11 protein-coding genes are annotated in these 14,940 nt (G+C 39.2%); 3 read left to right on the top strand and 8 right to left on the bottom strand.

Features of this window, described 5'->3' with window-relative positions:
* Together R2S08_RS02130 and R2S08_RS02125 are read right to left on the bottom strand one after the other, a co-directional pair.
* Entirely contained in the window at positions 1-3,219 is a 3,219-nt protein-coding gene (locus tag R2S08_RS02130) for a SusC/RagA family TonB-linked outer membrane protein (RefSeq protein WP_316833656.1), read from the bottom strand.
* Positions 3,220-3,229: 10 nt separating this feature from the next.
* A complete protein-coding gene (locus tag R2S08_RS02125; RefSeq protein WP_316833655.1) occupies positions 3,230-4,528 on the bottom strand; it encodes a TlpA disulfide reductase family protein in 1,299 nt (432 codons plus the stop codon).
* 214 nt (positions 4,529-4,742) lie between these two features.
* On the opposite strand from R2S08_RS02125, the gene R2S08_RS02120 reads away from it, so the two are divergent.
* The 3 genes from R2S08_RS02120 to R2S08_RS02110 are packed head-to-tail and all read left to right on the top strand — an operon-like array spanning position 4,743 to position 6,351.
* Positions 4,743-4,880: a hypothetical protein gene (locus R2S08_RS02120; protein ID WP_316833654.1), complete on the top strand. Its 138-nt coding sequence runs from the start codon at positions 4,743-4,745 to the stop codon at positions 4,878-4,880.
* On the top strand, positions 4,877-5,680 hold the full coding sequence (locus tag R2S08_RS02115) for an SDR family NAD(P)-dependent oxidoreductase (RefSeq protein WP_316833653.1): 804 nt from the start codon (positions 4,877-4,879) through the stop codon (positions 5,678-5,680). Before R2S08_RS02120 ends, R2S08_RS02115 begins: the two co-directional genes overlap by 4 nt.
* 17 nt (positions 5,681-5,697) lie before the next feature.
* Positions 5,698-6,351, top strand: coding sequence for an HAD family phosphatase (locus R2S08_RS02110; protein WP_316833652.1), 654 nt, complete (start codon positions 5,698-5,700; stop codon positions 6,349-6,351).
* 313 nt (positions 6,352-6,664) lie between these two features.
* Here the strand turns inward: R2S08_RS02110 and R2S08_RS02105 are convergent, their stop codons facing one another.
* The 6 genes from R2S08_RS02105 to R2S08_RS02080 all read right to left on the bottom strand — a co-directional run bounded on the left by R2S08_RS02105 (position 6,665) and on the right by R2S08_RS02080 (position 14,923).
* Positions 6,665-7,936, bottom strand: coding sequence for a serine aminopeptidase domain-containing protein (locus R2S08_RS02105; protein WP_316833651.1), 1,272 nt, complete (start codon positions 7,934-7,936; stop codon positions 6,665-6,667).
* Between the two features lie 232 nt (positions 7,937-8,168).
* Complete coding sequence (locus R2S08_RS02100) at positions 8,169-8,975, bottom strand: DUF4249 domain-containing protein (protein ID WP_316833650.1); 807 nt, start codon at positions 8,973-8,975, stop codon at positions 8,169-8,171.
* A gap of 5 nt (positions 8,976-8,980) precedes the next feature.
* Positions 8,981-11,311 carry a TonB-dependent receptor gene (locus R2S08_RS02095; RefSeq protein WP_316833649.1) on the bottom strand — a complete coding sequence of 777 codons (2,331 nt, stop codon included), beginning with the start codon at positions 11,309-11,311 and terminating at the stop codon, positions 8,981-8,983.
* 126 nt (positions 11,312-11,437) lie between these two features.
* On the bottom strand, positions 11,438-12,634 hold the full coding sequence (locus R2S08_RS02090; RefSeq protein WP_316833648.1) for a TlpA disulfide reductase family protein: 1,197 nt from the start codon (positions 12,632-12,634) through the stop codon (positions 11,438-11,440).
* A 22-nt stretch (positions 12,635-12,656) separates the two neighbouring features.
* A complete protein-coding gene (locus R2S08_RS02085) occupies positions 12,657-13,730 on the bottom strand; it encodes a redoxin domain-containing protein (protein WP_316833647.1) in 1,074 nt (357 codons plus the stop codon).
* A gap of 17 nt (positions 13,731-13,747) precedes the next feature.
* Complete coding sequence (locus R2S08_RS02080) at positions 13,748-14,923, bottom strand: TlpA disulfide reductase family protein (protein WP_316833646.1); 1,176 nt, start codon at positions 14,921-14,923, stop codon at positions 13,748-13,750.
* Between the last annotated feature and the right edge of the window lie 17 nt (positions 14,924-14,940).

Here is a 14,940-nt window from a genome sequence, read left to right as displayed (position 1 = left end):
CTACAAACCAACACGCAAGCCAAATGAAATCGTTTTAGATGGGACTAAATTCTGACCAGACTCATAATCCGGATCGAGTCCTTTTTTATTTGCCCGCCAAAGCACTCCTATATTGCTTAAACTAGCATACAATTGAAGACTTTTAAAAGCCAGCTTCTTAAGTATATGCTCTTCAAACTCGTATCCCGCAGTAATATACTGCAGTCGGATATGGTCTCCCTTTTCAACATTAATCTCCGCACCATTATAAAACAAGTCTCTGTTGTTGTCAGCCGGATAAATTAATGAAGGCACATTCGTAAAGCGCTCATCCCCTGGCTTCTGCCAGCGGCTTGCAAACTCAGGATCTCCCTGTCTCAGTTCAAACAACCTGCTATAGTTCAAGGAAGGCCTCCTAAAATAATAACCAAATTTATACATTAGCCTTACCGACAAGGAGATACCCCTCCAGGAAAAATCATTTCCTATAGATCCAAACAGCGTTGGCATCACTGAGCCATGATAAACCAGATCAGTCAGCTTAGTAGAATCACCATATATAGCTGCATAATTCTTACTTACATGACCGTTTATATACCCAAGCGGATCTCCAGTTGCTGGATCAAGCCCCTTCCATTTGAAAGAAAACATAGCATATACCGGCTTACCCACAAGCGCAGAGATCAAAGGTGAACTTGAAATATAATCACTTCCCTTCTGTACCTTTTGGTCATAAGAAGTCACCTTCCCGGTATTTGTACTAAAGTTTAGCACAGTATTCCATCGAATACTCCCTTTCAGGTTTTGAGAATTCAAATTTATGTCAATACCACTACCGCTCATACTGGCCACATTCTTTGTCAGACCACTGGTAATTCCTGTAGTATAATCAATCCTTGCTGCCCCAAAAAGATCTGTTCCCTTTTTTTGGTAATATTCTACACTTCCTCTTAATGTGCTGTTCCTGGTTTCAAAGTCAAGTCCAAAATTAATCGTACGGATCTTTTCCCACTTCAATTCCGGATTGCCGTATCTGCTGACATAGGCATATTGTGTTTGGGTATTTTCGTTTGTCCAGGGAGAATAGGTAATTGTGGTTAAAGCAACCCGGGATGGGTCGGCGTTTCCGCTAAAACCGTAAGAACCTCTCAGTTTCAAATAAGGAACTGCCTCAATGGAATAAAAGGCCGCCTTTGAAAGGTGATAGGCTAGACCTGCCGACCATAATGGCGTCCATTTTTCATTTGTATTCACTCCAAAAAGGTTAGAAGCATCTCTCCTCCCACTTAAGGAAAAAGTATACTTTTCATCGTAGGTATAGGCGGCGTTTCCATAAAAGGAAATGAACCTGTTCATACTTTTATTAAAGTACATCGGATTCGGAATTTGATCTACCTGACCTTGGGGCAATATTGTTGGATAAAAACTCACATAATCTACATTGCCTGAACTTAAAGTAAGTGGATTATAGCCATAGGCTCTGAAATTAGCTTCAGGACGTTCGATTTGTCGGATCTCACTTCCCAAAATAGCCGTTATTCCATGTTTACCTATGCTTTGATTGTAATTGATCTGTGCACGCAATTGTTGAGATTGCAATAAATTATTAGAGAAGTCAGCGATCGCTCCCCTTGGCACTCTATAATTTACATCATTGGTTAACGGATCCGCATAAGTAAACCTGTTCACCAGATTCCTTGTAAAATAACTATCTATATCATAAACAGTTTTCCCATCATTTTGCTGTCTTTCATATTGGTACTTTAAATCAACACCTAAAAAGGAGCTGACCTTATAGGTTAAACCAAGGTTACCTGTAACATCAAACAATTTATTTTCTACGACATTGTGTGTGTAATCATCCAATGGATAATAATTCCAATCCAAAAGTTTATTGCTTGAAATTCCATCCAGGAAGGATTGCCTGTAATCTTTGATGACAGCTAGTTTTTGCCCGACCCCATCTGCCAGCCTGGTATAAGGAGGCAAATTTCCATTTGCAGTTTTAAGATCAAAATACCCAGGTTTTCCATTACCAGCTGTGCTCTTGGTTAAGTATAAAGATGCATTGATCTGCAAGCGATCTGATGCCTTCCAGGTGTTGTCTAACTGTAAAGTTAGCCGGTTATCTTTTGCTGCCAACGCACTGATATTTTGGTCGTAGCCCGCAGAAAATAACCAGGAATAAGCAGCAGAACCACCTCTGGCACTCAATGCATATTGCTGACCAATTGCTGTTTGATAAAAATACTTATTCAAATCATTCCGATAGTCATTTCCACGGTAGCTATCAATTTGCATCTGAGCAGTTTCTTTACTAATTACACCGTTCAGCTTATTGAATAAAATTTCATACACAGGTGAAAAAGGAGGCTGATTGATATTGGAAACATCTCCCACTTTATACTTCTTATCGAATAAATTTTGTTCCAGATCAATATAGTCACCCGAGGACATTTGCGGCAAACTAAAAAGATCAGGCTTTGCAGTGAAAGAAATACTGGAATTAAAGTCTACACGCACCGGCTGATTAAAGCGTCCTTTTTTTGTCGTAATTACGATGACTCCATTTCCAGCTTTTGTACCCCAAATAGATGCAGCAGCGGCATCTCTGAGAATGGTTATATTCTCTACATCATTTGGATTAATATTTTTAAGGTCACCGTTATAAGGAAAATTATCCACAACAATAAGTGGCCCTTTAACACCAAGGATAGTGGTTTGACCACGCACCATCATATTCTGTGTTCCTGAACTTACGCCGGTATATTTGTCAATAGAAAATCCGTTAGTAACCGCCTCCAGACGATCAAGAACATTTCTGCTGACCTGCTCGTTGAAAGTTTTAAGATCGACCGTACTAAAGGAACCGGTAGCCCGTTCTTTCGGAATAACCTGATAACCTGTATATACATTAACTTCCTGAAGCATACCGGCCTCAGCCCGCATTTGTAACTCAAGGAAAACCGTAGTCTCCGAGATGGGTATTGTAAGTTTCTGATAGCCTACAAAAGTAACTATAAGCGAATCTGGCAGATAACTGGCAGAAACCGAAAACAGACCGTCATATCCCGAGTAACTATGCCTGCCGGATAATTTCATTTGCAGGCTTGCTCCAACCATCAACTTGCCCGTTGCTGCATCAACAATTCTTCCCTTCACTATTTTCTGCCCGCCATTGTTTTGGGCCATTAAAAAGAACGGGATCAGAATACACCATAACAAATTATAATATTTCATACGATTTAGTTTAAAATGACACTTGTAATTTATTTAGAGGCCTAAATACCAGGACAGTGAGCGTTCTGAATTGCTCTGTAAGACTCAAGCCTTGCTTTTCTAAACAAGCTTTAAGTGCCGGCAAATTAGTGAGGTCCTGTGGTAAATCCAGGTTGACTGGAGTGGAACTGCCGCTTTCATCCAGCAAGGGCAGTGACAATTTTTGATTTAGATAATTAATCAATAGTGATAGTTGCTGCCCACGAATATAATTTGGTGATTCCAGGCTATTAAAAAGATATCCGACAGGCAATCCGGAATCGGATTTTCTATATCCGGCATCTTTAAGCACAAGACAGACAACCCTTTTTTCTTCCTGCGCCACACTCCAGCCGAAGTATTGTTCCAGTTGCGTTCGCATCCTGGCTTTCACTATATCTATACTTGAAGGCGGACATATCAGTTCGAAACAGAAGTTACGGGGATCCTCCGTTTTTCGCTGCAATATATTCAGGGAGTCGGACATAACATAAATACGGTTCCTGGGAATAGACATTGCATTATAGGCCAGTCGAAACAGATCAATCCTGGAGGCATTCAAACAACAATAACGCTGTATCATTCCAGATTTATTTTTGGTTGCCAGTGTTTGAGACGCAATTCCCGAAATAGCGCCCGATATTTGAGACCGGTACAGGATCTGATCTCCCATACCCCCATTGCCTCCAAAAAACAATGGCTTATCAAGATCAAAATCCAAAACATCCTTTTTAATATTTGGTTTAAAAACCCCAAAATTCAGAACACTCCTAATATGCTCAGCAGAAAGCTCTGAAGAAGACGTCGTAGCGAGGACTGTGTCATTTCTGAGCCAGACATAATGCGGAATCATTTGATGCCTGAACAGTCTAGTCAACACGGTGTCATTAACGAAAGAAGATAATTCATATCCTGAATTTCCACTCCGCTCCAGCAATGTCTTTACTTTTTCAGGACTATCCCCTGTATTCTTACTGTTAACCAGGAGGATCCTTAAACTTTCGGGAAACAGCTTTTGCAAAGAATCCAGTTTTGGAAAGGCTGAAACACAAGCCCCGCACCAGGTAGCCCAAAAGTCCAGAATAATTAATTTACCCTTATGGCTTCTCAGCGTAGTTGTTTTTCTTCCGTTGGGATCATTTATGACTTTCAATGGCTTGTCTAACAAGCTATCTGAAACTACTTCGCCCAATTCAACCGGCCGCAAGTCTGCCGTCCACTTTTGACTATAACTCGTAAAGCTTAGGCAAAGCAAAGCCATTACGATAGAAAATACCGTTTTTTTATACATGATTATTTTATTTGGTTAAGAAATTTTGATCGAATTCAAAGAATGGAATCAATCCGGTGGACAAATGATAAGTCTATATCTCATTCCATAACATTCAGCAAGAGGTTAAAAAATAAATACATTAATTATAAAATAAACATTAATACTAATGTAGAAATATTTATTTTAAAATACATCAATAAATTCAATAAAAAAACACATTTAAGAAATCATAATGACAAAACAAGAAATAAACAATAATATAAAAGAAAATATCCATCAAAAACAAACAGATAAGGATCTATTAACAATAGAAGATGAACCTAGTTTAAGAGAGGAATCTCCGGTAAATTATCTAGATTTGATCCTGTGAAAAGACTTGATTTTAAGAACAAATGGGTTTTAATAACCGGAGCTTCGTCTGGTTTAGGGCATGAAATGGCCCTTCAACTCGCTCATCGGCATAAAGCCAATTTGATTATTTCTGCCCGGAGGAAGGACAAACTAGAACAATTGAAGACAGAACTGGAACAAACTGGTATACAGGTAAAAATTATAGTAGCCGACCTTTCTGTTCCTGAAGATGTTGAACTTTTGATTAAAGACAGTATAGAAAAACAGCCACTTTATGCTGCTATACTAAATGCAGGAATAACCTATTTTGGATCTCACAGCGAAATGCAGTCTTCTGAATTTCAAAAACTTTTGCAAACCAACGTCACCAGTATAGTACGTATTACAAGCCAGCTTGTAAACCATTTTGAAGCGACTGAAAAAGAAGGAGGCTTAATGGTTGTATCCAGTATGGCTGCTCTATTCCCTGTTCCTTATCAGGCAATATATTCTGGCACAAAGGCTTTTATCATGAATTTTTTTAATGCGTTATCGTTTGAATTAAAAAACACAAAATTTTCTTTAACGGTATATGCGCCCGGTGGGATAGCAACGGAGATGACGCAAGGAGAGAAATTCAACGACCTAAAAGGCTGGTTAATGCCCGTAGAACAAGCTGCAAAAGAAGGCATACATGCCTTAACTACCAGGAAATACAATTATATTCCTGGATTTATGAATCGTGCGGGAAGTAGACTTATGAAATTGCTGCCTAAAAAGTTTATTATAGGTCAAATGGCAAAAACCTACCGAAAGTCTTTAAAACAATCTGGACATTAATTCACTAATTTTATCGCATGAATAAGGAAACTGCCGTTATCTTTGATATGGATGGTGTGATATGCCATACCAACCCCTACCACTCTCTTGCCTTCCGGGAGTTTTTTGCTAAATGGAATCTTTCGCCCACCGAAGAGGAATTTGCCGAACATATGTTTGGCAAAAGCAACAGTTATATCTTAAGCCATTTCTTCAACAGACCTGTAAGCGGTGAAGAACTTACTGTACTTGAGAATGAAAAGGAGGCTCTTTTTCGCAAGATATATGAACCGTATATAGAACCCATAGCTGGTCTTATTGATTTTATAAATGAGCTTAAAGAGCATCATGTAAAACTGGGCGTAGCCACTTCCGCTCCCTTCGAAAATCTGGATTTAATTCTAAAAAAACTTCCACTGAGAGATAAGATGAGCTCTATACTGGCCAGTGAAGATGTAAAAAAACACAAACCAAATCCCGAAGTATACCTTAAATCTGCCCATAATCTAGGGGTGCCACCTGAACGTTGTATCGTATTTGAAGACTCTTATTCAGGTGTAACTGCTGCCTTGAACGCAGGAATGAAAGTGGTTGGCGTACTGACTTCGCATACAGCCGTAGAGTTACCTCCTTGCAGCTTATACATCAATGATTATATGGATATATCCTATGAGACAATAAGCAACCTATAGCTTCACCATAGTATAAAACCGGCACCAAATAAAAAAGGGTAAAACAAATCTGTTTTACCCTTTTTGTTGTCCGACCTGGATTCGAACCAAGACAAACGGTACCAAAAACCGTTGTACTACCCTTATACTATCGGACAATCTTAGTTAAAAGTATTTCCTTTCAACGGCCGCAAAACTATAAAGATTTTTCATTTCTACAAAACATTTATTCGAATTTTAATCGCCTTAAATGCATCAAAAGCACACCCATCACGCTATCAAACTGGATAACAAGCCCCTACCCGAAAAACTAAAAGACAAAAAAAGAATTCTTCTAACGAAGCTGAAGAATAAATTGCGTTAATATTGGTATTAAATCGGGATGAAGCGGGAGATCAGGCTTATTATATGTAGCAAAATTAGCAACTTTTTCTGCCGGCGCATTTTTCAATACATGATTCATCTCGGGAATCAGCTTCAATTTCGATCCCGGTGCAGCAGTGTGCAATTTCTGTGCATCTTCTACGCCAATTTGAAGATCATGGGTTCCAGCAATGATTAAGATTGGAACCTTCAGTTTTGCGATCTCTAGCTGTGCATTGTATTTCACATTCGAAATCAGAAAAGGTTGAATAGCGGGTGAAAACAAGGTAGACAACATACCAGGAAGGGATTTATTAAAGGGCTTACCTGCTTTCAAACTATCCATTGCCTCTGCTGCAACTTTATAATCAGCTGGGCTTAAATCGGTTTTTAACTGCTTTCCAAGTAATGAGACCAGATCTGTAGCATAACCCGAAAGAGATATAAATGCGGCAGGTTTCCTGTTTAATGCAGCAACCAGACCAATGGCAACACCTTCACTATGACCAGCAATAATCACTTTAGAAAATCTGGAGTCCTTTTTTAAAGAATCTACTAAAATCACAGCATCGCCAATGAAATCATCAAAGACCAGGTCTTCCGGATTTCCTGAAAAAACACTTTTGCCCACACCTCTTTTATCATAACGTACAGAAGCAATTCCATGATCTGCGAGCCCCTTTGCCAACATTAAAAACGAATTGCTTGTTAGGCCACCCTCCTGGTTCATATTCCTGTCGGTGGGCCCGGATCCAGAGATCAAAAGAACCACCGGTACCTTACCAGATGCTTTAGGCATTGTCAGTGTACCAGCAAGTCTTGCAAGTGGTACTTTAATCACAAAATTATCCGGGCTTTTCAAACGGATTGCACTGTCTGCTGCCATTTCAATTTTTTTCTGTTGAATGCCCGCAATCATACCTCCTTTAAGTATCAGCGCTAAATCAACCAATCGCTTTTCAAAACTCATGCGGTATTCATAGATCTCCGATGCCGGACTACCTTCATAATGACTTTTTACAATTTGGCCAAGCTTGCCTTTGATCTGACTGATCATGGCCTTTGTTTTCTCTACATTTAAGATCGTCTGCATTTGCGGATCAAATAGCGTATAAAGACTATCGGCATGACTTGAATTGTAATAACGCGAAAATTTATCAACAACCAATTGATCACCCACATTTTGAGCCCTGACAAAAAAAGTTATTGTTCCCAATAATAACACACAAACTAATCTTTTCATACATTTTAATCCAGGTGCCTGTTCAATACACCATAAGCTAATCAAATAGAATTTATATAATTTTAAAGATTAACATTATATCTGAAAGAAGCTGTTAAATAGGGATATTTCTTATCCACATCCTCGTGATCCTTATAATTCCCTTCCAGCGTCAGATGGTCTGGCTCAGCGCATGTTTAGATTAACTACAAATTCCCCTTAACAATCCGCCCAATCACAACAAAAAATCTTTCTATTTCACTTTATAAGAGACCTTTTCGGTCGTATGGGCACTAAAATAGCCCAATGCATTATGATTGATATTAGAAGGTGGATTACCGGGTGTTACCCCACCACCTGGACCATTCTTTGTCTGTTCACTCAATGTAAACCAGTAATTATAGACGGCTTTGTCAATACACTGCATTTCCACCTGCACTTCATCGCCACCTAAAAGCTCTTTATTATCATCATCTTTACTGTAATAAAGCAATTCAGCAACATTATTCCCATTGGTAAAACGATCATTACCAACAAATACCCGTTTGGTTTGTACATTATCGATCTTCATTATCCAACGGTACTGATTTACTTCTGCTGCCGGATCATTATAGTGGACCTGCAACTGTTTAACATCGTTACCTCCAAAAGTAAAAACTTTTAAACTCAATGAATCCATATGTACCCGCTCCGGCATAGTTGAACTGGCTATATATTCCGTACTGCTCACATTCACCTTAAGTGAATACGTTCTTCCTGAAATCCCTTTGAAAGGTGCAGAGCTATAACTTCCGGGCTCACGCTCCTCAAAGGTCCAAAGATGGCCAATATCATCTGTTACGGTAACCTTTGCCCCTTTAACTGCCGGAAACACATTCTGGTTAGTATAAGGAACAGATTGACTGATCTTGATCAGCTGAGCCTCGTTCTGGTCGGTAATATTCCCTTCTATAACCATCTGATTCGGCGCATTATCCAGCTTCACATCAATTACTTTCTCGCAGGAAGACCATACCAGGGCACCCACCAATAATACACTTATAGATATAAATCTCTTCATCATCATTAAAATTTAAAATTATAGGTTACCGAAGGAATAACACCAAACAAACTTGTTTGAACAGCCTCTGTACGTGTAGGGTCTTGTTTGTTATCTCTAAAGGTAATGGCATATGGATTTTTACGGTTCAGTGCATTATACAGACCGAAACTCCAACTGGACTGGTATTTCTTCGTTTCTTTGGCTTTAAGTGTCGCACTGAGATCCAGTCTTGAAGTGTAAGGCATTCTGTTTGCATTTCTTTCCGTATAATAATAAGTGGTTAAACCACCGGTACTATATTTACCTGCCGGATAGGTTACGGCATTACCAGTACTATACACGTAATTAGCCGAAAAAGTCCACCTCGAACTGAAATTATATATACCAACCAGTGAAAGGTCGTGGGTGCGGTCTTGTCTTGCAGGGAAGTAATTACCACCATTTAAAGCATCAAACTGCCTTTCCGTTTTCGCCAGCGTATAACTGATCCATCCTGTTAACTTTCCTTTCGTTTTTTTCGCATAGAGTTCCAAACCATAAGCCCTTCCCTTTCCATACAGCAACTCAGATTCCACCTCTGCATTAGCAATAAGCTCGGCTCCATTTTTATAGTCAATTTGGTTTTGAAGCCATTTGTAATAGACCTCAGCAGAAAATTCATACGTATTGTCTTTCGCATTTCTGAAATAGCCCATGGCCACCTGATCAGAAATCTCTGGTTTTATATTGTTGCTGCTCATTACATACTGATCAGTTGGCGAACTGGTATTGGCATTGGTCAGAATATGTATATTCTGTGTATTTCTATTGTAGGAAGCTTTGATCGAATTTTGCTCACTCAAACTATAGCTTACCGAAAAACGAGGTTCCGCATATACATAAGTTTTCACAAAACTCCCCCTTTTTGCATCGTAACTGTCCACAATATCACCGGCCGCATCATAAGTACGTATCGTACCCGGGCCCAGCAAAGAGAAGCTACTGATCCTTAAACCATATAGTAACTCCAGTTTATCATTCAATTTCCACTCATCAGACACATAACCGGCCAATTCCAGACCATAACGGTTTTCAACTGAAAGCGGGTTGATACTGGAATTACCTGTTGTTGTAATATCTGAAGGCGCAATGCGATGATGTGTTGCCTGCGCACCAAACCTAAAAATATGCTGATTGGTAAAATACTGAAGGTCCTCTTTCAAGTTAAAATCACGGATAAGGGAAGTAACCCTTGCATTGTTATCCTTGTCCAGTAACTCAATAGCGTAATGATATTTGTTAAAAATAAACGAAGTATTGGAGAACAGCTTACTGCTGAAAACATGATTTAAACGTACAGTTGCTGTTGTATTCCCCCAGTCATTTGCAAAAAGGTCTTTAATGCCGATATTATCCTGCCCAAAATATCCCGAAAGAAACAGTGTATTTTTATCGTCAAACCTATAATTTACTTTGGCGTTAATGTCATAAAAATTTAAGGTGTTGCTGTTTATAGAAGAATCGGATGAAGCCTTTAAAAGCAGATCAATATATGTCCTTCTTGCACTCACCATGAAAGATGCTTTGTCTTTTATAATAGGCCCCTCTACCTTGATCCTCGATGCAATAAGCCCAATTCCTCCCTCTACACCAAATTCCTTACTGTTCCCATCCTGCATTTTTACATCCAGTACAGAAGACAGTCTTCCTCCAAATTGAGCGGGCATTCCCCCTTTATACAAACTCACATCCTTTATAGCATCCGAATTGAACGTAGAAAAGAAACCCAGCAGGTGAGAAGAATTGTAAACTGTTGCCTCATCCAAAAGGATCAGGTTCTGATCAGCAGCTCCTCCACGAACAAAAAAACCTGTATTTCCTTCCCCGCCCGACTTTACCCCTGGCATAAGTTGTATAGTCTTCAACACGTCCTTTTCCCCAAACAAAACTGGCACATTATCCAGGTCTCTCATATTCAGTTTTTCCAAGCCCATCTGTGCACTCTTCACATTGTCATTTCTGCGGTCTTTAGCACTGATGACCACCTCCTGTAGGGAATTTGCAGGATCAAGCCCTACATTTATTTTTAAATCTCCAATTAAACTGATCTGTTTGCGATACGTCAGGTAGCCCGCATAACTAACTGTCATGGTATACTCACCTCCTTCGCCGCTTAAAGAATAAAAACCATAGTCATTGGCCGCCTTGCCAAAACTGTGGTCTGCATTTTGTAGTTTTACCGTAGCCCCAATCAGGGTTTCTCCAGTAGAAGCATCTCGGACAGTACCACTTAAAGTATATTTTTGCTGTGCAAACAGCTCGGGAATAAAAAGGAAAGCAAGAAAAAAGAGGAAGAGGAAATTCGTTTGTTTCATGTATTATGCCGTTATCTAGACCGGGGCCTAAAAATAGACTTTTTTTCAGTCTATGGTTACAATTAAATACACAATATCTAAAAAACCGTGTTACAAATACCTCGATTTATAACACGGTGAGCGGATTTACATCAAAAGGTCTTTAAGTTTTGCATCAATATCTTTTTCATTTCCGGAATAAACCAAAATCTTTCCTTCTTTATCCAGTAATACATAAAAAGGAATAAAATGAGTTTGATATAAGGTTCCCACCCTTGCAGGCATATTCTTTACCGGGAACTCATCTACGACCTGCGTCCATGGCATTTTTTCCTGATCCATAGCTTTAATCCAATCTGCCTTCCTGTTGTCATCAGAAACACTTATGATTTCGAAACCTTTATCCCTATATTTCGCATATACTTCTTTCCAATGTGGAATTGCTTCTCTGCAAGGTTTACACCAGCTCGCCCAGAAATCCAGCATAATGTATTTCCCTCGTGTTGAAGAAAGCGTAAAAGACGTACTATCCCTTTTCAGCAATGTAAAATCAGGAGCTGGTTTTCCTGGCAAAAGTGCCCTCCTTAAATTGGCCTCTTTTATTAAACTGGCATAATAGACAGATTTCTTTGCATCACCAGTAAATTTACGAAGTAAAGCATCCATGTCAGTCAGGGGCATACTTGTATTAGATCGGTAATAATTGTTAAAAATATAAACGCCAGCACTTGATCCGGAATCCTTCTGCAGAAATGCATTAATCCATTTGATTTGCCACGCACTGCTCAACTTCCCTACAGAATCAAACTTAGATCTCATTTTCTCCTTTAACTCCGGATTCTTCTCTACTTCATATTGCTTGTTCATTTCCGCAAATACTTTCTTAAAACGAAGCTGCTCAGGATCATTCTCAAAACGGTCATAGATATCCTGGTTCCCTGAGCCGGAAATTTTCACTTTTTTCAGATTTGCTCCTTTATCACCACCATACGGTGTATAATCATAATGTTCAGCACCAGAAGTATCTGCATCCAGAACTATTTCACTATTCTCAACAAAAATATTTGTCCCCCAATTTCCAGGTCTGGCAATTAACGTAAGCATCTCCGGAGACTCCAGTTTCCCTGTAAGTTCAAAATGTCCCTGATGAACCACAACGCTATCCAGTGTTTTCGTTGTCCTATCAGCCTCATTGAATTTACGCAACAATACCGTTCCGCTATCTATACCTTTTATAGTCCCCTTAATACTGAAACTCTTTTGACCAGATGGTGTACAACTTGCGTTCATTAATAAAACCGAGATACCCAAAATCAAATAGCGATTATTTAGTTTATTTTTCATTTCCTTAAGTCGATCAGGTGAATCAATTGAACAATTCTGCAAGTTTCTTATTAAGAGTTTCTCCTCTCAAATCTTTCGCTATGATATTTCCCTGTGGATCAATCAGCAAAGTACTCGGAATCCCCATAATGCCATAATAAGTAGAAACCTCATTTTTCCAGCCCTTTAAATCTGAAACCTGTGTCCAGGGCATCTGATCATCTTTGATAGCCTTTTTCCAATTCTCTCCTTTATCATCAAGCGAGACACCTACAACGGTGAAGTTTTTGTCCTTATATTGCTGATAAGCTTTTAATACATTTGGATTTTCGGCCCTGCAAGGTCCACACCAGCTTGCCCAGAAATCAACCAATACATATTTACCCTTAAAATTCGAAAACTGAACGGGCTTACCTTCCATATCGTTCTGGGTAAAATTAAGCATCGGCTCTCCTACTGCGCTTCTTTTTAAAATAACCAGTCGGTCGGTGATCCGCTTTCCTTCCGTACTTTGCTGAGCGGCGGCATCAAGTTTTTCAAAAGCTTCTTTTACCTCGTCATAACTTCCCATCATTGCTTTATCCGAAACCATGCTGATACTCAATGGGCTTTTAGGATGTGCAGCAATGTATTGATTGTTTCGCGCTCTTCTTTGTTTTCTTAAATCCTCTACTTTTTCCTCTAATTTAACCTGTTCTTCTTTACTTACCTTTCCCCATTTTTGATAAAGCGGAGATTCCTGATCCTCCAGATCTTTTAAAGTCTTATCATAAGCTTCATATTCATCCTGGGATTTTGAGCCTGTAATTTTTATTTCTTCTGACTTGTCAGTTCCCTTAATTTCTATATTTCCAGGTTCTACAAAAAATTGGTAATACCTTCCAAACAACATCGTTCCAACTTTTTGCGGCTCTGAAATTTGCGCCACCCATTTAAATTTACCCCCATTTACTTTTACTGTATCTGAAACAGATTTATCTCCTTTATAGTAATAAATAACAATTTGGGCATCTTTCAATCCAGTGAGATTTCCTGAAACCTTAGCGGTCTGTCCATATAAGGACCCAACGCTGCAACCGATCAAAACCGGCAGAATTAATTTTAGCTTTTTTAACATGATCAAGTTTTTAGAGGTTATTTAAGTAGTTCTTCTAATTTTTTGTCCAGATCCTGATCTGATCCACCATTATTGTCGCCATAGCGGCCAATAATTTTTCCGGCTGGATCAATAAGTATCTTAGTCGGCAAGGAGCTGATTCCGTATTTCTCTGAAATATCTTCTGGATTGGGCAGATTTTTCATTCTGAGGTCCATATTCAGTCCCCTTAACACATGATGCCATATCCCTATTTTATCCTGCTCTACTGCCTTTTTCCAGGCGCCATGATTACTGTCATCATCAGATACGCCAATAATCTCCAGCCCTTTACTGTTGTAAGTATTATAAAGACCAATCAAATGAGGGTTTCCCTTACGGCAAGGCACACACCAACTGGCCCAAAAGTCAACGATCACATATTTACCTTTAAAATCTCCAAGCGACAATGGCTTATCATTAATGTCAGTTTTACTAAAACCAGCAGCCATATTGCCTGGCATCCCCAACTCAATTTTATTGATTTCTTTAGAGAGTTCTCTGGCTGCAGGCTTATTTTTCATTTGGGCATTAAAACTATTATAGACTCTTTTGGCAGAGTCCAGTTTCATCCTGCTGATGTAAAACCTCATCATGTCCATCGTTACATAGGAGTTTGGATGCCCGATAAAAAAATCATAAGTTATTTTTTTGATACGGTCGTTATAAGGCTCCAGCTGATCGCGGATTTCAGCAGCTTTTTCATGATCCTTCTCTTTATCCAATGCCTCTAAAACCGGTTGCATTTCTTTCCTCACAGGCGCAATACGCGCATTCAAATCTTCAAGTTCCTTCTGACTTTTAGAACCTGTGATTTTTAAAGATTTCAGATCAGAAGCCGAACCTGACAGCGTCATCTGTCCCGGCTCGAGATAAATTTCCGTCATCCTTTCCCAAAACTTACGTTCCGGAATAACCTCTCCTTTATTTTTAAACAAGACCCTTGCATTCACAGGCTCATTTATAAATCCTTTCAGCGAAACCCGGTGGTTCAAAATTGGTTTTGCAAGATGGATGTATTTTCCCGATGCGTCCGTGTAATATAACAAAACAGAATCGGCACTTTTAATTGTACAGTTAAGTACAAACTGTTTTTTAATTTGCCCGGTCTGGGCAAAAGAATGGCAATATGGAAAGAGCAATAACAACAGCCCTAAAAAATTCTTAGTTCTCATTTTTTCTTAATGTTAGG

Origin of the sequence: Pedobacter nutrimenti (genome assembly GCF_032678445.1) — a bacterium.
GTDB classification, from domain to species: Bacteria; Bacteroidota; Bacteroidia; order Sphingobacteriales; family Sphingobacteriaceae; genus Pedobacter; species Pedobacter nutrimenti_A.
Note: the sequence above shows the minus strand (reverse complement) of the source record. Positions and strands in the feature narration are given on the sequence as shown.